A 20620-nucleotide genomic window follows, 5' to 3' on the forward strand; every position below is an offset into this window, starting at 1 on the left:
GGAAAGTTTTCCTTATAACAGATTTTTACAAACATCGTACAAGATTGACTGTTTATGAGCGTTCACGCTTAGCCATAGCCACGTGCCAACACAGTATTTATACTAAAGTCTAACAATAGCAAACTCACAAGAGCCTCTATGCCCCTCTCCCTTTCCCTGCGCCGCCTTTGGACACTGGATAAGTTCGCCTACAGCCTGCGGGTGTTCATCGCCTTCAGCGGAGCGCTGCTGTTTAGTGGGCTGGCGGGGGATGTAGCGCTGGTCATTCCGCTGTTTCTAGGCATCATCGCCAGCGCCTTATCAGAGACCGACGATAGCTGGCAGGGGCGTTTGCAGGCGTTGATGGTGACGCTGCTCTGCTTTGCCTCGGCGTCGTTTGTGGTGCAGTGGCTGTTTCCGTGGCCGTGGCTGTTTGCGGTGGGTTTGGCGGTGTCCACCTTCACGCTGATCATGCTGGGGGCGATTGGCCAGCGTTACGCGACGATTGCCTCCGGCACGCTGATTCTTTCGATCTACTCCATGATCAATATTGAACAGCACGGCGGTGTGGATGAGGACGTCGCCTCCCGCCAGCTGCTGCTGTTGGCCGGTGCCGCCTGGTACGGAGCGATTTCGGTGGTGTGGTGCGCACTGTTCTCCCGCCAGCCGGTGAAACAGAGCATGGCGCGGGTGTATAAAGCCCTGGGTGAGTTCTTGATTTTAAAATCGGCGCTGTTCGAGCCGGTACGGGGCGTCGATGTAGAGGCCCGCCGCGTGGCGCTCGCCCGCCAGAACGGCAAGGTGGTGGATGCGCTCAATCAGGCAAAAGAGATGATCTTTCGCCGCCTAGAAGGCCAGCGCGGCAGCCGTAAGCTCAACCGCTATCTGCAGATTTACTTTATCGCTCAAGATATCCATGAGCGGGCTAGCTCCACCCACTACCCCTACAGCGCGCTTACTGAAGCCTTTTTCCACCATGACGTGCTATTTCGCTGCCAGCGACTGTTGGACCAGCAGGGCCGCGCCTGCCGCCAGCTAGCCAAGTCGCTGCTGCTCAACCGTCCTTTCAGTCACGAGCAGAGCGAGCAGGCGTTGGCTGACCTGCGCGCTTCGATTGATAACCTCAGCGAGCGCGGCAAGCCGGAGTGGCGGCCTCTCATGCGCCCATTGAATGCGTTAGCAGACAACCTCACCACGCTCGAAGCGCAGATTGCCAGCGCCCACAACCCGGCTACCGGCAGCGAACGCCGGGACAGCGCGCTTTATGACCGCTCGCCCTCTAGCCTGCTGGAAGCCTGGAAACGGGTGCGGCTGAACTTTACGCTGGGCTCGCCCACCTTTCGCCACGCGGTGCGCTTAACCACCGCGCTGGTGGTGGGCTACGGGCTGTTACAGTGGATCGACCCGCAGCAGGGCTTTTGGATTTTGCTCACCACGCTGTTCGTGTGCCGCCCTAACTTCGCCACCACCCGACGCTTTCTCTCCCAGCGGATTCTGGGCACGGTGCTTGGGCTGATTGCAGGCTGGGCGTCTATCAGCCTGTTCCCCCAGCCACTCATCCAGAGCATGATTGCCGTAGCAGCGGGTGTGTCGTTCTTTGCCAACCGGGAAAAGCACTACGTGATCGCTACCGCGTCGATCACCCTGCTGGTACTGTGCAGCTTTAACCAAGTGGGGGATGGCTTCGACCTGATCTGGCCGCGGCTATTCGATACGTTAATTGGCTCGCTGATTGCGGGGCTGGCGGTGTTCTTTATTCTGCCGGACTGGCAAGGCCGCCGCCTGTACCGCGAAGCGGCCAAGGTGCTGACCAACCACCGCCGCTATTTGGACGAGATCGTTCACCAGTATGAAGAGGGCAAGCAGGATGATCTGGCCTACCGCTTAGCACGGCGTAACGCCCATAACGCGGATGCGGCGCTCTCGACGCTGCTCACCAACATGCTCCATGAGCCGGGGCACTACCGGAAGCAGGATGCCGATAACGGGCTGCGCTTTTTGGTGCTCTCCAACACGCTGTTAAGCCACCTCTCCGCGCTGGGTGCCCACCGCCACCGGCTGGCCGAAGATGAGGACGATGCCGCCTTCGTGCCTCAGGCCAAGCGGATCAGCGCCCTGTTAGAGCAATTGGCCGAACAGTTGGATAAACGCCTGCCTGTGGAGCCGCTGAGCGAGCCTGCCAACGAGCTGCTGAGTCAGTTAGAGGAGCAAAGCGGCGCAGCGGAAGAGAACGCCGTCACGCTCTATCGGCCCATCCAAAGCCAGCTGCGCCTGATTGCCAGTCAGCTTGGCCCGCTAAGCGACGCCGCCAACCGCTTGACAAGCCCAAGCGCCGAAAAGCTCCACGAACCTAACGCAGCGGCTTAGCACCGCGCGCATACCCACGCCCTGCCGCTACACCTGCCCGTAGCGGCCTGCCGCTTCACCCAGCCAGCGGCGCACCAACACGGCCGTCACCTCGGCGTTGCCCTGCAACGCCTGGGCCAGGGCGGTCACCCGCTCTAGCTGGTCGGCATCGCGCTCTAAATCCGCGATCTTCATTTGGGCGAGGCCGGTTTGGCGCGTGCCCAGCACTTCGCCAGGGCCTCGAATCTCCAGGTCTTTTTCGGCAATGCGGAAGCCATCGGTGGTTTCCCGCATCACGCCGAGCCGTTCCCGGGAGCTTTTGGAGAGCGGCGGATGGTAAAGCAGCACGCAGAAGCTTTCGGTGCTGCCGCGCCCTACCCGACCGCGCAGCTGGTGAAGTTGGGAAAGCCCCAAGCGCTCCGGGTTTTCGATGATCATCAGGCTGGCGTTGGGCACATCTACGCCCACCTCAATCACCGTAGTGGCCACCAGGAGATCCAGCTCGCCGGTTTTGAAGGCATCCATCACCTCGGCCTTTTCTGCGGCTTTCATACGCCCATGAATCAGCCCAATGGCCAATTCCGGCAGCGCCTGGGTCAGCTCGTCGCGCGTCACCTCGGCGGCCTGACACTGCAGCGCCTCAGACTCCTCGATCAGCGTGCACACCCAATACGCTTGGCGGCCGTCGCTGCAGGCATTACGAATCCGCTCGACCACTTCCGGGCGGCGCTCGTCAGAGACCACCACGGTTTTCACCGGTGTGCGCCCTGGCGGCAGTTCATCAATCACCGACACATCCAGATCCGCGTAGGCGCTCATGGCCAGCGTGCGGGGAATCGGCGTGGCGGTCATGATCAGCTGATGGGGGGTTAACCCACCCGCTTCGCCCTTTTCCCGCAGGGCAAGGCGCTGGTGAACCCCAAAGCGGTGCTGCTCATCGATAATCGCCAGCCCCAGGCACTGGAAGTGCACGTCGTCTTGAAACAGCGCGTGGGTACCTACCACCATACGCGCCCGGCCATCGGCAATGGCGGCTTTGGCATCCAGCCTGGCTTTGCCCTTCAGCTTGCCTGCCAACCACGCGACTTCGATGCCCAGCGGCTCGAACCAGGCCTTAAATGCGCGGTAGTGCTGCTCAGCGAGGATTTCCGTCGGTGCCATCATCGCCGCTTGGCAGTTGCCCGCCAGCGCAGAGAGTGCCGCCATGGCGGCCACCACGGTTTTTCCAGAACCCACATCCCCTTGTACCAGCCGCAGCATGGGCGCGGGGCGAGCCAGATCGAGGGCGATCTCTTCCAGCACCCGACGCTGGGCGCCGGTAAGCGCAAACGGCAGTTGCGCTAAGAAGCGCGTTTGCAGGCTGCGCCCGGAGGGTAGCTCTGGCGCGCCGTCAGCTTGAATACGTAAGCGCACTTCTCGCAGGCTAAGCTGATGGGCCAGCAGCTCTTCCAAGGCGAGCCGCCGCGTAGCGGGATGAAGGCCGTGGGCAAGCTGCTCTAAATCCACATCCGGCGGCGGCTGGTGCAGTAACTGCAAGCTGGCGTGTAGCCCCGGCAGCTGGAAGCGCTGGCGCAGCGCATCGGGAATCACATCGGGCAGCGTTTCGGGCGCTTGCTCCAGCAGGCGCAGCGCCTGCTGGGTCAGCGCTCGCAGACGGGTTTGGTGAAGCCCCTCGGTAGTCGGGTAAATAGGCGTGTAGTACTCCTCGACCGGCGTTTCGCTACCGCCGCTAAGCCGATACTCTGGGTGATAGATCTCTAGCCCCGTGGCGCCTGCCCGCGCTTCGCCAAACGCCCGAACGGTCACGCCGGGGCGAAGCTGCTGCTGTTGAGCGGGCGAGAAGTGGAAAAAGCGCAGGCTCAAGATGCCGCTACCATCGCGCAGACGAATCAGCAGGCTGCGCCGACGGCCTTTGACGATATCGCTGGCCGTCACTTCCCCCTCGACCACGGCTTCATGCCCTGCCCGCAGCAGTCCAATGGGGGTGAGCCGCGTACGGTCTTGGTAACGCAGCGGCAAGTGGAACAGCAGGTCGCTGATGCGTTCTACCCCAAGCCGGGCGAGCTTAATCGCCAGCGCCTCCCCCACGCCCTTCAGCGCCGTGACCGGTGCAGACAGCTCACTCATGAGGGAGCATTCTTCTTATGCACCGGCTGCTGGCACTGGCTGATCGCCTTGGCCAAGGCATCAATGGCCTTGGGCCGTGGGAAGCTGGCCCGCCAGGCAATCGCCACGGTGCGTGAAGGGGCGGGGTCCACAAACGGGCGGCTGACCAGCATGGCGTTTTCGTACTGGTCGGTGCCTAGCGCCGACTGCGGCAGCACGGTGATACCCAGCTTAGAGGCCACCATATGGCGAATGGTCTCGAGCGAGCCGCCTTCGGCAATCAGGGTGTTATTGGGGCTGTTGAGCTTTTGGGTAATCGCCGGGCAGGCTTCCAAAATTTGATCGCGGAAGCAGTGGCCTTCCCCTAATAGCAGCAGCCGCTCTTCTAATAGATCTTCTTTATGAATCGCCTCCCGCGCCACCCATGGATGGCTGGCGGGCATCAACACCTCGAAATGTTCGTCGTAGATCGGTTTGGTGACCACATCGGTTTCGGTAAACGGTAGCGCGACGATGATCACGTCCAGCTCGCCGCTGCGCAGCTTGGCCCGCAGCGTGCCGGTCATGCCCTCTTCGATGTAGAGCGGCATTTGCGGCGCAGCACTCGCCAGTGCCGGTACCAAGTGGGGGAACAGATAAGGCCCAATGGTGTAAATCGCGCCAATGCGCAGCGGGTTGGCGAGCTGGTCTTTGCCAGCGCTGGCCAGCTCGTAGATCAGCCCACTCTGCTCCAACACGCGCTGCGCCTGAGCGACGATTTTTTCACCCAAGGGGGTGACTTGCACGGTGGATTTGGAGCGTTCGAACAGCGGGATCTCCAGCTCGTCTTCGAGCTTTTTCACGGCGACCGAGAGCGTCGGTTGGGAAACATGGCAGCGCTCGGCGGCGCGGCCAAAGTGACGCTCTTGGGCAAGGGTTACGATGTAGCGAAGTTCTGTTAAAGTCATAGCGGTGCCAGTGGCATCCTCTCGTTGCAGCTCGAGTCATCGTGTTAGCGAGACGGAAAAGGACAGACAAGCCCTATTGAAGATGGCACATCTCATAGGGACTTTGTATCTGATAGGGAATATTTATCAAGAGGGGTGAGCAAGGTGAAGCTAACGGTACTGATTATCGGCTGTGGAGACATCGGCGTCACGCTTGGACAAGAGCTGCTGGACGAGGGGCATCGGGTGATTGGTGTGCGCCGCCAAGCCAAGGCGTTGGAGTCTACCGGCATCGAGCCATTAGCCCTCGATCTCAACAGCCTGGACGGGGCCGGTGCCAACGCCCTACCCCAAGCCGACTACGTGATTTACACCGTCAGCGCAGACCGCTTTGAAGAGAGTGCTTACCAAAGCGCCTATCCAGACGGTCTCAAGCGTGTGCTCAGCGTTCTGGAACAGCACGACACGCCGCCGCGGCGCATCTTCTTCGTCTCCTCTACGAGTGTCTATGGCCAGCAAGAGGGCGAAGTCGTCAACGAAGAGAGCCCCACGGAATCGACCAGCTTCTCGGGCAACCTGATGTGCGAAGCCGAACAGGCGCTGCTGAATCATCCGCTTCCCGGCACCGTCGTGCGTTTCTCAGGCATCTATGGCCCGGGGCGTGATCGTTTGATTCACCAAGTGGCCGAGGGCCGCATTGCTGCGGTGACGCCCGTGATCTACTCCAACCGCATTCACCGCGACGACTGCACCGGCATTCTGGGGCACTTGATTCGCTGCCAGGAGAGCGGCACGCCACTGGCCGATCTCTACCTGGGCAGCGACTGCGAGCCGGTCACCATGCATAACGTGATGGCATGGCTGGCCAAGCAATTGAAGGTGGAGTCGACCGATACCATGCAGTCGCCGCTGCGCCGTCGCGCCAGTAAGCGTTGCGACAACCGCCGCATTCTCGAGACGGGCTACACCTTCCGCTACCCCACTTATAAAGAAGGGTATGCCCAGGTATTGAAAGAGGGTGGATTTCTAGAGCTGCAAAAAGCCTAGTTACCCTAGCGCTATCCAAACGCAAAGAGCGAGCTGATCACAGCTCGCTCTTTTTTTATGCAGCGATTCAACGCCGCGCCTAGCGTAAGCGTGGCGATTAGTCGCCAATCACCATCACGGCTTCGGCTTCTACCTGGCTGCCTTTGGGCAGCGCTTTAACACCCACTGCCGCGCGAGCGGGGAACGGCATAGCAAAGAACTCTTCCATCACCTTGTTCACGATCGCAAAGTTGTCCAGATCGACCAGGTAGAGGTTAAGTTTGACGATATCGCCCAACGAGCCTGCGGCTTCTTCACACACGGCTTGCAGGTTGGTGAACACCTGACGCGCCTGAGCTTCGAAATCGTCGGAGACGATCTCCATGGTGTCCGGGTCGAGCGGAATCTGGCCCGACAGGTAAACCGTGTTGCCGGCTTTGATGGCCTGGGAGTACGGGCCGATGGCGGCAGGGGCTTTTTCTGTGTTGATAACCGCTTTATTGCTCATAGGGTGTCATGCTCCTGTAGGAATGAAACGTTGATTATTATCGCCATGGCCTACGCAGACTGGCGCGCATCGCCAGCGGTAGGCACAGGGGCGTTTAGTTAGCGGTGCGGGTAATCTTGCCAACGTTGGGCAGGTTGCGGATGCGTTTGATGATGCGCGCGAGGTGAACACGCCCTTTGACTGCCAGCGTGAGATTGACGGTGGACAGGCGCGCATCGCGCTCTTCGATCCCAATGCGCTCGATGTTGGCATCGGCATCGGTCACCAGTCCCGCCAGCTCGGCTACGAGGCCGCGACGGCTTTCGATCTCAATACGCAGCGCCACCGGGAAGTCTTCGTCGATATGCTCGGACCACTCCAGAGCAAACAGCTTTTCGGGGTCGTTTTTGCGCTCGGCGAGGTTTTTGCACTCGCTACGGTGTACCACCAGCCCTTTACCGACCGACAGATGTCCTACCACCGGGTCGCCGGGCAAGGGGTGACAGCAGCGAGCGAAGTTGATCACCATCCCTTCACTACCGCTGATGACCACGGCCTTGTCGCCGTTGTCGGAAAGCGTCTTATCAAAGCTGTCGCCATGGGCGACATCCACCAAACGGCGCGCCACTACGTGCGCCATGCGATTGCCTAACCCCAGCGACTCGAGCAAAGCGTCTAGCGACGCTACATCCAACTCTTTGAACGCCTGCTCGAAGATGCTCTCGTCCAGCTCTTCCAGACTCGTTTCGAAGGGCGCCAGGGCTTTATTGAGCAGCCGCCGCCCGAGCATCACCGCTTCCGCCTGCTGCTGATGCTTCAGCGCATGGCGAATGGCAGAGCGCGCCTTGGCGGTGGTCACGAAGTTCAGCCACGCCAAGTTGGGCCGCGCGCCGGGGGCGGTGATAATCTCCAGCGTCTGACCACTTTCTAAGCGCGTCGAGAGTGGCGCAAGGTGGCGGTCGATTCGGCAGGCAATGCAGTTATTGCCGATATCGGTATGCACGCTGTAAGCGAAATCGATCACCGTGGCGCCCTGGGGCAGCTCCATGATGTCGCCTTTAGGCGTAAACACGTAGATATCGTCGGGGAAAAGGTCGTTCTTGACGTGTTCGATGAACTCCAGCGAATCCCCGGCGTGGCGCTGCATCTCCAACAGGCCCTTTACCCAAGCGCGAGCGCGGGCGTGGCTGCCTTCGGCAATCGGGTGCGCCGTCTGCCCGGCTTTGTAGAGCCAGTGGGCGGCAATGCCGTTGTTGGCCATAGCTTCCATCTCACGGGTGCGGATTTGCACCTCGATGGGCATGCCTCGCTGACCAAACAGCGTGGTGTGCAGGCTTTGATAGCCGTTCGCTTTGGGGATCGCGATGTAGTCTTTGAAACGCCCCGGCACCGGCTTATAGAGGTTGTGCACCACGCCGAGAATGCGATAACAGCTCGCTACGTCTTCGGTGATGATCCGAAAACCGAAGACATCCATGATTTCGATGAAAGGCTTACGCTGGTCGCGCATCTTCTTGTAGATGGAGAGCAGGTGCTTCTGGCGACCAATCACCGTGCCTTTCAGTCCTTCGTCGTCGAGGCTCTGCTGCAGCGATGACTGGATTTCCCGCATGGCGCCACGGCGGTTGCCCCGCGCGCTGGCCACGGCGCGCTTGATGCGCTCGGCCCGCATGGGGTGAATCGCTTGAAACGAGAGGTCTTCCAGCTCGACGCGGATGGTGTTGATCCCCAGCCGCCCGGCAATGCGCGCATAGATTTCCAGGGTTTCCCGAGCAATGCGGCGTTTTTTATCCGGACGCAGCGCTCCCAAGGTGCGCATGTTGTGCAACCGGTCAGCGAGCTTGACGATGATGACGCGGATATCCCGCGACATCGCCAGCACCATCTTCTGAAAGTTCTCCGCCTGGGCGACGGCTTTATCTTCAAAAGTGATCTGGGTCAGTTTGGAGACGCCATCCACCAGCTCGGCGACGGGCTTGCCGAACTGCGCCGCCAGGGCCTTTTTGGAGACGCCGGTATCCTCGATCACATCGTGCAGCATGGCGGCCATCAGGCTCTGATGGTCCATGTGCATGTTGGCGAGAATATTGGCGACCGCAAGCGGATGCGTGACGTAGGGCTCGCCAGAGCGGCGGCGCTGGCCGTCGTGGGCCTGCTCTGCGTAGTAGAAGGCGCGCTTGACCTGCTGGATCTCGTCCGGGGGTAAGTAGCCGCCGAGTCGGTCGGCCAGGTCATCAATGGTGAACATGTACCGCGCCCCTAATCGGTGCTAGCTTAATCGTCGATGTGAGCGCTAGGCGTCATGGCAGGACGCGCACGCACGGGCGCTTCGACCGGCTCGTCCAGAACGGTGTGGTCCACCAGGCCCGCCGCAATTTCGCGCAGCGCCATAACGGTGGGCTTGTCGTTTTCCCAGGGCAGCAGCGCATCGCGGGAGCCGCGAGCCAGCTGGCGAGCACGCTGGGTGGAAATCATCACCAGTTTGAAGCGGTTTTCTACATTTTCCAGACAATCTTCAACGGTTACGCGAGCCATGGGGGCCTTCCTGTAATAACGACGCCGGGCCGGCGTTGTTGGATAACGCCGCCGACCCAGCGAAAAGAGTGGTGATAGGACCTGATAGATTACTCGACGCTAGGCGCCTGTGACAAGAGTGCATCGAGCAAGGGTGCGTGGCGTTCTTGCATGGCAACACGCGTGAGACGGCGACTAATGACCAGCGACTGGAGTTCCTGCAGCGCCGTGGTGAAGTCGTCGTTGATCACCAGATAGTCATACTCGTCGTAATGGGACATCTCACTGACCGCATCGCGCATGCGCCGGGCAATGACCGCGTGCTCGTCGGTGCCCCGGCTCGACAGGCGGCGCTCCAATTCGCTGCGCGACGGTGGCAAGATGAAGATCGACACCGCAGAAGGCATCTGTTCGCGCACCTGCTGCGCGCCTTGCCAGTCGATTTCCAAAATGACGTCCTGCCCGGCGTCCAGCAGCGTTTGGACCGCCTCGCGCGAAGTGCCATAGTAATTGTCGAAGACCTTGGCATACTCAAAGAAGTCGCCACGGGCGATCATCGCCTCGAAATCATGCACTTGGGTAAAGTGGTAATTCACGCCATCGACCTCACCGTCGCGCTTGGCGCGCGTGGTGTGCGACACCGACACCTGAATGCCATCCAGGCTTTCGATCAGCTCGCGAACGAGGCTGGTTTTACCCGCGCCCGACGGGGCAGAAACAATAAACAGCGTACCCTGGGACATGAAGCGCTTCCCTAGTTAGTCAAAATGGTCGTTCGTCATCACGCAGGCCGGCCACCGCCGACATTATGGGGAGCGCAGTATCGCACACCCATAGCAGGGACTGTAGCGTTTCGATACGGCCACAAGGAGGTCAGCATGCGCGGCACACTGTTCATTTTAGGCCTGATTGCGCTGGGGGTCGCGCTGCAGAAAGGCATCATCGACATTCCCCGCCACTGGACGCCCTGGGCGCCGCTATACGTGGATGACCCCATCACGCCCGTCACCCAACTGAAGCTCAAACGCTTGAACGATGACCGCGCCGCCTGCCTAGCTGCGCTGGATACCGTGCCCGAAGACGAGCTGCGCTACACGCCGTTGGCCGATTACACGCCTACTGCCAGCTGCCCGCTCACCAATGTCGTGCGCATGCAGAGCAGCAGCGTGCGCTTTAACCAGAGTTTCGTGGCCTCCTGCCCGCTGGCATTGGCCTGGGTGATGTATGAACGCCATGCACTGCAGCCTGCGGCGCAGGCGATTATGGGTAGCCGGGTCGCCCAGGTGAACCACGTGGGTAGCTTTGCCTGTCGCAACGTCTATGGCCGAGACATCGGCCGACGCAGCGAGCACGCCACCGCCGACGCGCTGGATGTGGTGGGGTTTCAGTTCGAGGATGGCCGGCAAATATCGCTGATTAACGACTGGGATGACGCGGGTAACGCGGGGAAGTTTTTACGCGCAGCGCGAGATGGCGCGTGTGATACCTTTGGCAACGTACTGGGGCCAGACTATAACGCCGCGCATGCCGACCATTTTCATTTAGGCATGCGCGGCTTCAGGCTGTGCCGCTAGTGCGTTGGGTTATTCGAGGTTGATGTCCTCTTCATCGGTGGCCGCTCCCGTGGCAGCACCCACGCCACCACCAATCACGGCGCCTTGAGTGACGCTGCCGCCCGTGACGGCAGCGGCGCCTGCGCCAACGGCGGCCCCCACTCCGGCACCGCTGGTCGCCCGCTCACCCGTGGTCGAACCGCAGCCCGCTAACGCGATGATCAGTGCGGCCATGGCACTTAACGTCACAACACGCGATGTCTTCATTACTGGGTTATGCATAGGTCACCTCCTTATGGGTTGCACCTATATACCCTAGGAACGATACGCGCATTTCGCCACTGCTTATGCTTTTTGCTAGCCCCGCGCGACGGCAGGTTTGGCGGGGTAGGTGCGTTTTTCCAGCCACCGCCCCCAAGCGAAAATCACTAGGCCGCATAGCGCAAGCCCCGAGCCTACCAGCCCGGTGCTCGACCAGCTGAACCCAGCGCTAATCGCCAAGCCCGCCAGCCACGCCCCCAGCGCGTTCGCCCCGTTAAAGGCCGCATGGTTCATGGAGGCCGCCATGGTTTGGGCGTCTTCGGCCACGTCCATCAGGCGGGTTTGCAGCGACGGCGCAAGCGCCATGCTGGTGCCCACCAAGCCTACAAATAGCAGCCCGGACCACACCTCGTTCGCAGCAAAGTAGAACAGCCCCTGCACCACCGCGCACCACACTAAAATGGTAGGTATTGCCCGCATCAGGTTTTTATCCGCCATGCGCCCGCCCACCAGGTTACCGGCGATAGAGCCCAGGCCAAAAATCACCAACACCAGCGGCCCCAGCGCTTCGCTCATGCCTGCCTGCTGGGTCAATGTCGGCATCACATAGCTGAAGATCGAGAACATGCCGCCGCAGCCGATACAGGCAATGGCAACGGTGACCAACACGCGCTGTTTCACCAGCGCCGAGAGCTCTCTCAACGGGCTGGCATTGGCATCGAAGGGCTGTACCGGCACCCACACACGGATTAACAGCGCCGTCAGCAGTGCAATGCCTCCAACCGCCGCAAACGCAATTTGCCAGCCCAATAGATTGCCTGCCCAGGTACCCAGCGGAGCACCAATCAAAATAGCCACTGTCAGGCCCAGCATGACCCTGGCGATGGCCCGCGCCCGCTGGTCGACCGGTACCGCTCCGGCTGCGACCAGCGCCGCCACGCCAAAGTAAGCACCATGGGGCAGACCGGCGATAAAACGCAGGCCCACAAACGACCAGAACCCCGGTGCCATGGCGCTGGCAATGTTGCCCACGGCAAACACCAGCATCAGCGCAATCAGCAGCGCCCGTTTAGGCACCCGCGCGGCCAGCGCGGAAATCAACGGCGCGCCCACGACCACGCCCAGGGCGTAGCTACTGATTGCATAGCCCACTTGCGGCACCGTTACGGCTAAATCCTCCGCCACGCGGTTCATCAGTCCCATGATCACGAACTCGCTGGTACCAATGCCGAACCCACCCAGCGCCAGTACAAACTCTGCCAATCGCGGGTTACGCGCCAGCCCCGTTGACGACTCTTGCATACCTCTCTCCCCAGGCGCTGGATAAAACGCCTGCTTATCAAAACGGTCTTAGATTGCGTCAAATGATGGCAGGATTAGACGAAAGTAGGAATATATGACGTTAAAAAAGTTAGCGTGCAAAGGGGTAACCCGTGGACACTGACGCGGCAGCACCCAAGAGGCAACTGCTAGGATGTGACGATTATCTTTTCATTAAGAGGGCCGGTTATGACCTCCAACACCATCGAGCACGCCATGCAGGCACTGGCCAATGCCGACCCCGACATTGCCCGCGCGTACCCCTTAGTCGGCGCGCCCAACCCGCGCCAGCGCGATCCAGGCTTTGCGACCTTCTTCTCGACCATCGTCAGCCAGCAGATATCCACCGAAGCCGCCCGGGCGATCATGGGCAGGGTGAATACGCTGCTGCCGGAGCTACATGCCAAGGCGGTGATGGAGGTGGAAGGTCAGGCGCTACGCGATGCGGGGCTATCGTGGCGTAAAATCGAGTATGCCAAAGGACTGGCCGAGGCAGAGCTGGCGGGCACGTTTAGCGCCGATGGCTTAGCGCATCTCAGCGATGACGAGGCCATTGCCGCGATCACTCAACTGCGCGGGTTTGGCCGCTGGAGCGCGGAGATCTATCTGATGTTCTCGCTCCAGCGGCCCGATATTTTCCCCGCCGACGACCTCGCCTTAAGGGTAGCGCTAGGCCGCTTGAAGGGCATGGAGAACAAACCCACGCCGAAGCAAGCCCGCCAGATGGTAGAGCTCTGGTCGCCCTGGCGCAGCGTGGGCTCGCTGTTTTTATGGCACTACTATCGCGGCGAGCCGGTTTAGCGGTCTTTAAAGCGTAAGCCCGCCAAATTTACCGTTCTGGTAATCCTCTACCGCCTGTACTATCTCATCGCGGGTGGTCATCACAAAGGGGCCGTGGGAGTAGACCGGCTCGTTGATGACGTCGCCATGGCCAAACAGCAGACGCGCATCGCTCGCTGCTTCAATGCTCAGACTTTCACCGTCACGGTCGACTTCGATCAAATGGTGAGCTTTAGCAGGCTCGCCACCTACCGTCACGTCGCCACTCACCACGTACAAGAACACCTGCCGCCCAGGGGCGACGGGTAGCTGCTCATGCGCGCCAGCAGGCAGCGCCAGCGTCGACATGAATACTCCCGTCAGCGACTCGATCGGGCCTGCTTGCCCCTGCCACTCCCCGGCAATCAGGTTGAGCGTACCGCCGCCTGCCAGTTGAACAGCGGGGATGCCCTCTTGCTGCAAGCCCACGTAGCGCGGCTCGCTCATCTTCAGCCGTGACGGCAGGTTGACCCACAGCTGCAAGATTTCCAGAGGGCCACCCTCGCGCAGAAACGCCTCCGGCGAAATTTCCGCATGGACGATGCCGCTACCGGCGGTCATCCACTGCACGCCGCCTGCGTGAATCACGCTCTGGTGTTTGGCGCTGTCGGCATGGGCCAGCGAGCCTTCTAAAATAAACGTTACCGTTTCAAACCCACGGTGCGGGTGCGGCCCAAAGGGCAGCCCACGGTTATTGGCCGGGTAAACCTGCGGGCCGTGGTGATTCAAAAACAGAAACGGATCGAGCTGATCCAACCCCGGCCCCGGCAGCGGCCGGCGGGTGACCAAATCACCGATATCATCCCGATGGGCAGGATGCTGAGCGACCACACGGCGAACGGATGGAGTATTGGCTGATGACATAATGCTCTCCTTATCAATACGCCCAGCGTAAAACCTCAGCTAACGGATGAGGAGCGAATAATTTGCCCCGGTTCATTGAAGGAAATGAATAGAACGCCTTAACGGCTGGGAACGCTCAGCCGCCCCACCACCGTGAAGCTATTCTCTTGCGGGCGCACGACCACCATTTCCCCGGAGCTAACGCCCCCACCGGTCAGCGCCGTGATATTCACCTGATGCGTCACCAGCAGCATATTCCCCGGCCCCTGCCACCCCGCCATACGCTCACGAGCCGCTTGGGTAATGGCCACCTGATCCCCACGCCCGCGAAAGAACGAATTCAGCCACGGCGCAGGCACCACCGCCCCCAGCGCCATCAGCTCAGCGGTTTCCAACGCCCGGCACCACTGGGAACTGTACACCGCATCAATCGCCACGCCCCGCTCCCGCAGCGCCTGCCCCGCTGCCACCGCATGGGCACGCCCTTCGCTGGACAGGTTGCGCTGGGTATCGCAGTCTTCCAATACAAACCCCGGCGGATCGCCGATGCCTGGGGCCAGGGAGTGGCGCATGAGGATGACCAAACCGCCCTCTTGGAGCGCTTGCCAAGTGGCGGTGTTGGCGTAGGTGGTGAGGGGTAAGAGGCTAAGCAGGCCTGAGAGCATGCACAGAGTGAAGAAACGCAGGTTGAACACGGGCAAGCCCTCTGGTGAGAACAGTCTTCCCCTCTTTTATCAGAATTTCGTCACCACGGTGACCCCCGCGCCTTCGAACTTGCCCATGTTGACCAACGCCTGCACGGACTCTTCCAGCGTGATACGGCGGCCAATCAATTTTTCAGGCGCCAGCTTGCCTGACTGGATCATCGCCAGCATGGCACCGTAGCGATGGGCCTGCATGCCATGACTGCCCAGAATTTCCAGCTCGTTGGCAATCACCTTGCTCATGGGAATGGCAGGCGTGCTGTGATCTGCCAGCATCAACCCTACCTGGACATGCTTGCCGCGCTTGCGCAAATTGCTGATGGAGTTGAAGCAGGTGGTGGGGTGGCCCAGCGCGTCCAGCGAGACGTGCGCGCCGCCTTGGGTGATCTCGACCACCGCCTCCACCACGTCGGCCACCTGGTTGGCGTTCACCGTGGCCACCGCCCCCAGCTGGCGCGCCAAAGCCAGCGCCTGCTCGGAAATATCCACCGCCACCACGTTGGCGCCGGCTGCGCTGGCAATCATGATGGCCGACAGCCCCACACCGCCGCAGCCGTGCACCGCCACCCACTGGCCCGCCGACACGCGGCCCTGGTCTACCACCGCACGAAAAGAGGTCACGAACCGGCAGCCCAGGCTGGCGGCGGTGTCGAACGTCAGGGTATCCGGCAGGGCGACTAGGTTCACATCGGCGTAGTGAATGCCCACATACTCGGCAAACGAGCCCCAGTGAGTAAACCCTGGTTGGAACTGGCTATCGCATACCTGATGGTGGCCTGCGTTGCACTCCGGGCAAATGCCGCAGCCGCCCACGAACGGCACGGTCACACGATCCCCGACCCGCCACTTCGTCACATCCTTGCCCACCGCTTCCACCACGCCGGACAGCTCGTGCCCCGGCACATGGGGAAGCCGGATATCCGGGTCGTGGCCCATCCAGCCATGCCAATCACTGCGGCATACGCCGTTAGCCATCACCTTGACCACGACGCCGTGAGGTTCGGGAGTCGGATCCGGCACCTGCTGAATAGTGGGCGGGGCGGAAAACTGCTCAAGTACGACGGCTTTCATGGAGCACTCCTGAACGTTTAGGCTGCGGATTCGCTAATGCTACTATAGCGAGCCTGGCCTGAAATGAGCTTTCCATATCGTGGACAACACTCATCAATGTGAAGCACTCTTTCTCTTTATAGTGTTGATAAGAAAGAGACTTGCGATATGAGCGCATTGGATAAAAAAGACGCCAAGTTAGCAGCGTTACTCCAGATTGATGGCAGAATGCCCAACGCGCGGCTGGCCGAACAGCTGCACCTGAGCGAAGCCACCTGCTGGCGACGGCACAAACGCCTGGAAGAACTGGGGGTGATCGAGGGCTATCAAGCCATCTTCAATCGACGCAAAGTCGGCGCCAGCGTACTGGCCTTCGTGCAGATTACCTGCACCCAACACAGCGAAGCCGCGACGGCAGAGTTCGAGCGCATCATCCAATCAAGCTCTCGGGTGCTGAGCTGCCACAACACCACCGGCGAGGCCGACTTCCTGCTGCAAGTGGTCGCCAAAGACCTAGACGACTACAGCCACTTCGTCGAAACGGTGCTGCGCCAGCTGCCTGGGGTATCGAGCATTCGCTCCAACCTCTCGCTGAGGGAAATGAAGGCGACTAGCCACTTGCCGGTTGAGGAGTTGTTGGGGCTGTGAGCGAAGCTCTTTACGAAAATCCGTAAACGCGTCAGCCACCATCAGTTATTGACGATCACTTTGCCAAGCGCGGATATCGAATCCTAGCCTGCCCCCCGGAATCATCGCCACGTGCTCGACCCGCTCGGCTGCTACTGCTCACTCAATATTCTGAATCTGCTCCCGCATCTGCTCAATCAGCACCTTCAACTCCACCGCGCAGCGGGTCGTTTCCGCTACCACAGATTTCGATGAAAGCGTATTCGCTTCGCGGTTAAGCTCCTGCATCAGGAAGTCCAGGCGGCGGCCTTTGGGGCCTTTTTGGGCGAGCTGGTGGCGCACTTCGTCGATGTGCGCGGTGAGGCGGTCTAGCTCTTCGTCCACGTCGGCTTTTTGGGCGACCAGTACCAGCTCGGCTTCCAAGCGCTGGGGGTCGAGCTCGGTTTTGGCGATTTCTAAGCGCTCTAGCAGCTGGGCACGCTGGCGTTCCAGGATTTGCGGGAGCAGGCTGCGTACGGTGGCCACTTGCTCGCTCACCGCGTCAAGGCGGGTGGTGATCATCTCGGCCAGTTTTTCGCCTTCGCGGGCGCGGGCGTCGATCAGCTCATCCAGCGCTTGGTTAAAAAGCGTTTTGGCGGCGGCTTTAATGGCGTCTTGGTCGAGGTGCTGGGTTTCCATCACGCCGGGTTGGTTGAGCAGCGCCAGCGTGGTGGGCGGCACAGCGCTGGGCACCTGCTGCTGAATGGCGGCCAGGGCATCGGCAATCTCTTTTAGGCGCTGGGCGTTCACGGCCGGTGCTTGGGCGGTGTCGGCGCTCTCGAACCGCACGCTGCACTCTACCTTGCCACGGGCCAGGCGCGTGCGCAGTGCTTCGCGCAGCACCGGTTCTAAATCTCGCAGGCTTTCATGGAGGCGAAAGTGCGGCTCTAGGTAGCGCTGGTTCACCGAGCGAATCTCGACCTGCAGGGTGCCAAACGGGGCGGCCTGCTCGGTGCGGGCGAAGGCGGTCATGCTGTGTACGCGGCGGGAAGCGGCCATAAGTCGATGCATCCTTTCCATCAATGTGATTCCGAACAGTCTAACCGATAGGCCCATCCGCGCACGCTCAGACGTGTACAATAGAGGGCTTTTCCACTTTAAACATGATGTGAGGTGCTATGCGTCCTGATGTAGTTCGCCCCAGCGGTCGCGAGGCCGACCAGCTCCGTGAAATTCGCTTAACCCGTGATTACACCCGCCATGCGGAAGGCTCCGTGCTGGTGGAGTTTGGCGATACCAAGGTGCTGTGCAACGCGAGCGTGGAAGCGGGCGTGCCGCGCTGGCTGCGCGGTAAACATCAGGGCTGGATTACTGCCGAATACGGCATGCTGCCCCGCGCGACTCATACCCGCAGCGGCCGCGAAGCGACCCGTGGCAAACAGGGTGGCCGCACGCTGGAGATTCAGCGCCTGATTGGCCGCAGCCTGCGCGCAGCGGTGAATTTGAAGAAGCTGGGCGAGTTCACCATCACCGTGGATTGCGATGTCATCCAGGCCGATGGCGGCACGCGTACGGCGGCCATTACCGGCGGCTGCGTGGCGCTGGTGGATGCGCTTCGCTACCTGCAGCGGGAAAAGAAGATCAAAGGCGACCCCTTCAAGCAGTTGGTCAGTGCGATCTCAGTAGGCATCTACAAGGGCGTGCCGGTGCTGGACCTGGACTACCCCGAAGATAGCAAAGCCGACACCGACCTGAACGTCGTGATGACCGAAGGCGGCGAGCTGATTGAAGTACAGGGCACGGCGGAAGCGGGCGCGTTTAATCGTAAAGAGCTGAACGCGATGCTGGATTTGGCCGAGAAAGCCGGTGATGAACTGCGTGAGAAGCAGCGTGAAGCGCTGGGGATTCGCGGTTAAAGGAGCCCAGCATGACTCGGGCCCTGAAACGCAACAGGCCAGCGGTAAGCTGGCCTGTTGGCGGTGCGACGCGGGAAGTAGCTAACGCTTAAAGCGCTAGATCATACTCAACGATCAGCGGTGCGAACTCTGAGAAGGTCGCATCGTAATCAATCCACGCGTCCACCACGTGACGACGGAAGTTGGGGCCGACCAGTTGGTAGTCGATCCGCCAGCCTTCTTGACGGTCACGGGGCACGTCTTGGTCAAGTTTTGGCCACCAGGTGTACTCGCCTGCATCGCGATTAATTTCGCGGAAGGTGTCGATAAAGCCGGTGGGGCCAAGCACCTGATCCATCCAGGCACGCTCTTCCGGGCGGAAACCCGAGGTGAGCTGGTTGTCCGACCAGTTGGCCAAATCGACGGTTTTGTGGGCAATGTGCCAGGTACCGCAGATGATGTATTCGCGGCGTTTGCGCGACATCTTCGTCAGGTACTCTTGGTACTGCTCCATAAACGCCTGCTTGGCTTTTTGGTCACTTCCATCAGGCATCAGGAAGGTGGCAATGCTGAAGCGGTCATAGTCCGCCTGCAGAAAGCGCCCTTCGTGGTCACACTGAGGAAACCCCAGGCCGTACATAATGGCTTTGGGGATTTTGCGGCAATAGAGTGCCACACCGGAGAAACCATCTTCCTCGGCATCCAGGAAGTAGCCTTCGTAGCCTTCCGGATAGAGAATGTGGTCACCCAGTTCAAAACTTTTCGCCTTGATGTTCTGCACGCAGACCACGTCGGCATCCTGCTGAGCCAGCCAGTCCAGGAAGCCACGGTCGACGGCATCACGTATACCATTGACATTGATGCTGGCAATTTTCATAAATCGTCCCTTTTGCGTCGCTGCTGTATGATACCCGACGTTTAGACGTTTGGGTAAAGGCAGCGAGTAAAACTTGCCATTTACCCTACTTTTATTGTTGCTTTCGTGCCGATTGAAACCTACCGCTTAGTGAGGAATGCCGTGGCCACCACTCTACAACCCTACCAGCGCGATTTCATTGCTTTTGCCATTGAACAGGGCGTACTTAAGTTTGGCGAGTTTACGCTGAAATCTGGCCGCGTTAGCCCCTACTTTTTCAATGCCGGGCTGTTCCAAACCGGTCGGGCGCTGGCCAAGCTGGGCCGCTTTTACGCCCAGGCGATTGTGGATAGTGGCTTGAAAGCTGACGTGCTGTTTGGCCCGGCCTACAAAGGCATTCCGCTGGCGGCGGTCACTGCGGCGGCGCTGGCCGACCACCACGATCTGGATATGCCTTACTCCTTCAATCGCAAAGAAGCCAAAACCCACGGCGAAGGTGGCAACATTGTGGGCGCGCCGCTTTCAGGCGATATTTTGATCATCGATGACGTGATCACCGCAGGCACCGCGATCCGTGAAGTGATGGGCCTGATTGAGCAGAGCGGTGCCCGTGCCGGTGGGGTGATCATTGCCCTCGACCGCCAGGAGCGCGGCCAAGGCGAACAGAGCGCCATTCAAGAAGTACAGGCCCAGTACGGCATGCCGGTGGTCAGCATCGTCACCCTTGAGCAAGTGCTGACGTATCTTGAAGAGCACGCAGGCGGCGAGATGCTCGCCTACGCCGATGCGGTACGCGCTTACCGCGACCAATACGGCATTGCCGGGTAAGTCTAAATCTCGAGGGCGCCGGCGTAATCCTGCTGGCGCCACGCTTCATAGCTCACCACCGCTACCGCGTTGGAGAGATTCAAACTACGGTTATTAGGCTGCATGGGGATGCGCAGTTTATGCTCCGCCGGAAGCATGGCGTGCACGTCTGGAGAGAGCCCGGCGGTTTCTGAACCGAACAGCAGTACATCACCCGGTGCGAAGCTAGCATCACTGTGGGCGCGGGTGCCCTTGGTGGTAATCGCCCAGATGGTGCGCCCCTGCATGGCGGTGTAAAACGCCGTAAAATCTGCGTGGCGGGTCACGTTGGCAAGGTCGCGGTAGTCTAAACCAGCGCGGCGCAGCTTTTTCTCTTCGAGATCAAAGCCCAGCGGCTCGATCAAATGGAGACGGCAGCCGTTGTTCGCCACTAGGCGCATAATGTTGCCCGTATTGGGAGCCATGCGCGGCTCGAATAGCGCTACTTCAAACATCACCACCTGCCTATGAGTTACCTGCTGT

General features: G+C 60.3%; 21 protein-coding genes. 7 read left to right on the top strand and 14 right to left on the bottom strand.

Annotation, left to right across the window (positions count from 1 at the left end):
• Positions 1 to 138 precede the first annotated feature (138 nt).
• Positions 139 to 2346, top strand: a complete 2208-nt coding sequence (yccS, locus tag QIT27_RS12740; protein WP_285264064.1) for a YccS family putative transporter — start codon at positions 139 to 141, stop codon at positions 2344 to 2346.
• Positions 2347 to 2373: 27 nt separating this feature from the next.
• On the opposite strand, the gene recG is transcribed toward yccS, so the two are convergent.
• Both recG and QIT27_RS12750 read right to left on the bottom strand, forming a co-directional pair.
• Positions 2374 to 4452 carry an ATP-dependent DNA helicase RecG gene (gene recG / locus QIT27_RS12745; protein ID WP_285264065.1) on the bottom strand — a complete coding sequence of 693 codons (2079 nt, stop codon included), beginning with the start codon at positions 4450 to 4452 and terminating at the stop codon, positions 2374 to 2376.
• On the bottom strand, positions 4449 to 5378 hold the full coding sequence (locus QIT27_RS12750) for a hydrogen peroxide-inducible genes activator (protein ID WP_285264066.1): 930 nt from the start codon (positions 5376 to 5378) through the stop codon (positions 4449 to 4451). Before QIT27_RS12750 ends, recG begins: the two co-directional genes overlap by 4 nt.
• A 144-nt stretch (positions 5379 to 5522) precedes the next feature.
• Between QIT27_RS12750 and QIT27_RS12755 the strand changes: the two genes are divergently transcribed.
• Positions 5523 to 6404, top strand: coding sequence for an SDR family oxidoreductase (locus tag QIT27_RS12755; protein WP_285264067.1), 882 nt, complete (start codon positions 5523 to 5525; stop codon positions 6402 to 6404).
• 97 nt (positions 6405 to 6501) lie between these two features.
• Here the strand turns inward: QIT27_RS12755 and ridA are convergent, their stop codons facing one another.
• The 4 genes from ridA to gmk form a co-directional block, all read right to left on the bottom strand.
• Positions 6502 to 6891 (bottom strand): deaminase RidA, encoded by a 390-nt coding sequence (gene ridA, locus QIT27_RS12760; protein WP_159343606.1) that lies wholly within the window; start codon positions 6889 to 6891, stop codon positions 6502 to 6504.
• Between the two features lie 94 nt (positions 6892 to 6985).
• The gene (locus tag QIT27_RS12765) at positions 6986 to 9118 is read right to left on the bottom strand and encodes a RelA/SpoT family protein (protein WP_159343607.1); all 2133 of its coding nucleotides are present in this window, start codon (positions 9116 to 9118) and stop codon (positions 6986 to 6988) included.
• 26 nt (positions 9119 to 9144) lie between these two features.
• Complete coding sequence (rpoZ, locus tag QIT27_RS12770; RefSeq protein WP_159343608.1) at positions 9145 to 9405, bottom strand: DNA-directed RNA polymerase subunit omega; 261 nt, start codon at positions 9403 to 9405, stop codon at positions 9145 to 9147.
• 89 nt (positions 9406 to 9494) lie between these two features.
• Entirely contained in the window at positions 9495 to 10127 is a 633-nt protein-coding gene (gene gmk / locus QIT27_RS12775; RefSeq protein ID WP_253018684.1) for a guanylate kinase, read from the bottom strand.
• A gap of 135 nt (positions 10128 to 10262) precedes the next feature.
• On the opposite strand from gmk, the gene QIT27_RS12780 reads away from it, so the two are divergent.
• Positions 10263 to 10958, top strand: a complete 696-nt coding sequence (locus QIT27_RS12780; protein ID WP_285264068.1) for an extensin-like domain-containing protein — start codon at positions 10263 to 10265, stop codon at positions 10956 to 10958.
• Positions 10959 to 10967: 9 nt separating this feature from the next.
• Here QIT27_RS12780 and QIT27_RS12785 read toward each other — a convergent pair whose 3' ends face one another.
• Together QIT27_RS12785 and QIT27_RS12790 are read right to left on the bottom strand one after the other, a co-directional pair.
• Complete coding sequence (locus QIT27_RS12785) at positions 10968 to 11219, bottom strand: YMGG-like glycine zipper-containing protein (RefSeq protein WP_159343611.1); 252 nt, start codon at positions 11217 to 11219, stop codon at positions 10968 to 10970.
• Between the two features lie 75 nt (positions 11220 to 11294).
• On the bottom strand, positions 11295 to 12500 hold the full coding sequence (locus tag QIT27_RS12790; RefSeq protein ID WP_285264069.1) for an MFS transporter: 1206 nt from the start codon (positions 12498 to 12500) through the stop codon (positions 11295 to 11297).
• Positions 12501 to 12707: 207 nt separating this feature from the next.
• Between QIT27_RS12790 and QIT27_RS12795 the strand changes: the two genes are divergently transcribed.
• Positions 12708 to 13319, top strand: coding sequence for a DNA-3-methyladenine glycosylase family protein (locus tag QIT27_RS12795; RefSeq protein WP_285264070.1), 612 nt, complete (start codon positions 12708 to 12710; stop codon positions 13317 to 13319).
• Positions 13320 to 13325: 6 nt separating this feature from the next.
• Here QIT27_RS12795 and QIT27_RS12800 read toward each other — a convergent pair whose 3' ends face one another.
• The 3 genes from QIT27_RS12800 to QIT27_RS12810 all read right to left on the bottom strand — a co-directional run bounded on the left by QIT27_RS12800 (position 13326) and on the right by QIT27_RS12810 (position 15955).
• On the bottom strand, positions 13326 to 14201 hold the full coding sequence (locus QIT27_RS12800) for a pirin family protein (protein ID WP_285264071.1): 876 nt from the start codon (positions 14199 to 14201) through the stop codon (positions 13326 to 13328).
• Positions 14202 to 14299: 98 nt separating this feature from the next.
• Entirely contained in the window at positions 14300 to 14875 is a 576-nt protein-coding gene (locus tag QIT27_RS12805) for a histidine phosphatase family protein (protein ID WP_285264072.1), read from the bottom strand.
• Between the two features lie 39 nt (positions 14876 to 14914).
• Positions 14915 to 15955, bottom strand: coding sequence for a zinc-dependent alcohol dehydrogenase family protein (locus QIT27_RS12810; RefSeq protein WP_285264073.1), 1041 nt, complete (start codon positions 15953 to 15955; stop codon positions 14915 to 14917).
• Between the two features lie 147 nt (positions 15956 to 16102).
• Between QIT27_RS12810 and QIT27_RS12815 the strand changes: the two genes are divergently transcribed.
• Complete coding sequence (locus tag QIT27_RS12815) at positions 16103 to 16582, top strand: Lrp/AsnC family transcriptional regulator (protein ID WP_159343616.1); 480 nt, start codon at positions 16103 to 16105, stop codon at positions 16580 to 16582.
• 138 nt (positions 16583 to 16720) lie between these two features.
• Here the strand turns inward: QIT27_RS12815 and QIT27_RS12820 are convergent, their stop codons facing one another.
• Positions 16721 to 17599 carry a YicC/YloC family endoribonuclease gene (locus QIT27_RS12820; RefSeq protein WP_159343620.1) on the bottom strand — a complete coding sequence of 293 codons (879 nt, stop codon included), beginning with the start codon at positions 17597 to 17599 and terminating at the stop codon, positions 16721 to 16723.
• A 119-nt stretch (positions 17600 to 17718) separates the two neighbouring features.
• On the opposite strand from QIT27_RS12820, the gene rph reads away from it, so the two are divergent.
• Positions 17719 to 18456 (top strand): ribonuclease PH, encoded by a 738-nt coding sequence (rph, locus tag QIT27_RS12825; protein ID WP_159343621.1) that lies wholly within the window; start codon positions 17719 to 17721, stop codon positions 18454 to 18456.
• An 88-nt stretch (positions 18457 to 18544) separates the two neighbouring features.
• Here rph and QIT27_RS12830 read toward each other — a convergent pair whose 3' ends face one another.
• The gene (locus tag QIT27_RS12830; RefSeq protein WP_159343622.1) at positions 18545 to 19312 is read right to left on the bottom strand and encodes an exodeoxyribonuclease III; all 768 of its coding nucleotides are present in this window, start codon (positions 19310 to 19312) and stop codon (positions 18545 to 18547) included.
• Positions 19313 to 19453: 141 nt separating this feature from the next.
• On the opposite strand from QIT27_RS12830, the gene pyrE reads away from it, so the two are divergent.
• On the top strand, positions 19454 to 20119 hold the full coding sequence (pyrE, locus tag QIT27_RS12835) for an orotate phosphoribosyltransferase (protein ID WP_159343623.1): 666 nt from the start codon (positions 19454 to 19456) through the stop codon (positions 20117 to 20119).
• Positions 20120 to 20121: 2 nt separating this feature from the next.
• On the opposite strand, the gene QIT27_RS12840 is transcribed toward pyrE, so the two are convergent.
• Positions 20122 to 20592, bottom strand: a complete 471-nt coding sequence (locus QIT27_RS12840) for a tRNA (cytidine(34)-2'-O)-methyltransferase (protein WP_159343624.1) — start codon at positions 20590 to 20592, stop codon at positions 20122 to 20124.
• Positions 20593 to 20620 lie beyond the last annotated feature (28 nt).

This window comes from Halomonas sp. LC1 (assembly GCF_030247125.1).
Taxonomy (GTDB): domain Bacteria; phylum Pseudomonadota; class Gammaproteobacteria; order Pseudomonadales; family Halomonadaceae; genus Vreelandella.

Bases quoted from the DNA above. Each gene is read 5' to 3' on its own strand.
- yccS (WP_285264064.1), top strand. From the start codon at position 139: ATGCCCCTCTCCCTTTCCCTGCGCCGCCTTTGGACACTGGATAAGTTC.
- recG (WP_285264065.1), bottom strand. From the start codon at position 4,452: ATGAGTGAGCTGTCTGCACCGGTCACGGCGCTGAAGGGCGTGGGGGAG.
- QIT27_RS12750 (WP_285264066.1), bottom strand. From the start codon at position 5,378: ATGACTTTAACAGAACTTCGCTACATCGTAACCCTTGCCCAAGAGCGT.
- ridA (WP_159343606.1), bottom strand. From the start codon at position 6,891: ATGAGCAATAAAGCGGTTATCAACACAGAAAAAGCCCCTGCCGCCATC.
- QIT27_RS12765 (WP_159343607.1), bottom strand. From the start codon at position 9,118: ATGTTCACCATTGATGACCTGGCCGACCGACTCGGCGGCTACTTACCC.
- rpoZ (WP_159343608.1), bottom strand. From the start codon at position 9,405: ATGGCTCGCGTAACCGTTGAAGATTGTCTGGAAAATGTAGAAAACCGC.
- gmk (WP_253018684.1), bottom strand. From the start codon at position 10,127: ATGTCCCAGGGTACGCTGTTTATTGTTTCTGCCCCGTCGGGCGCGGGT.
- QIT27_RS12780 (WP_285264068.1), top strand. From the start codon at position 10,263: ATGCGCGGCACACTGTTCATTTTAGGCCTGATTGCGCTGGGGGTCGCG.
- QIT27_RS12785 (WP_159343611.1), bottom strand. From the start codon at position 11,219: ATGCATAACCCAGTAATGAAGACATCGCGTGTTGTGACGTTAAGTGCC.
- QIT27_RS12790 (WP_285264069.1), bottom strand. From the start codon at position 12,500: ATGCAAGAGTCGTCAACGGGGCTGGCGCGTAACCCGCGATTGGCAGAG.
- QIT27_RS12795 (WP_285264070.1), top strand. From the start codon at position 12,708: ATGACCTCCAACACCATCGAGCACGCCATGCAGGCACTGGCCAATGCC.
- QIT27_RS12800 (WP_285264071.1), bottom strand. From the start codon at position 14,201: ATGTCATCAGCCAATACTCCATCCGTTCGCCGTGTGGTCGCTCAGCAT.
- QIT27_RS12810 (WP_285264073.1), bottom strand. From the start codon at position 15,955: ATGAAAGCCGTCGTACTTGAGCAGTTTTCCGCCCCGCCCACTATTCAG.
- QIT27_RS12815 (WP_159343616.1), top strand. From the start codon at position 16,103: ATGAGCGCATTGGATAAAAAAGACGCCAAGTTAGCAGCGTTACTCCAG.
- QIT27_RS12820 (WP_159343620.1), bottom strand. From the start codon at position 17,599: ATGGCCGCTTCCCGCCGCGTACACAGCATGACCGCCTTCGCCCGCACC.
- rph (WP_159343621.1), top strand. From the start codon at position 17,719: ATGCGTCCTGATGTAGTTCGCCCCAGCGGTCGCGAGGCCGACCAGCTC.
- QIT27_RS12830 (WP_159343622.1), bottom strand. From the start codon at position 19,312: ATGAAAATTGCCAGCATCAATGTCAATGGTATACGTGATGCCGTCGAC.
- QIT27_RS12840 (WP_159343624.1), bottom strand. From the start codon at position 20,592: ATGTTTGAAGTAGCGCTATTCGAGCCGCGCATGGCTCCCAATACGGGC.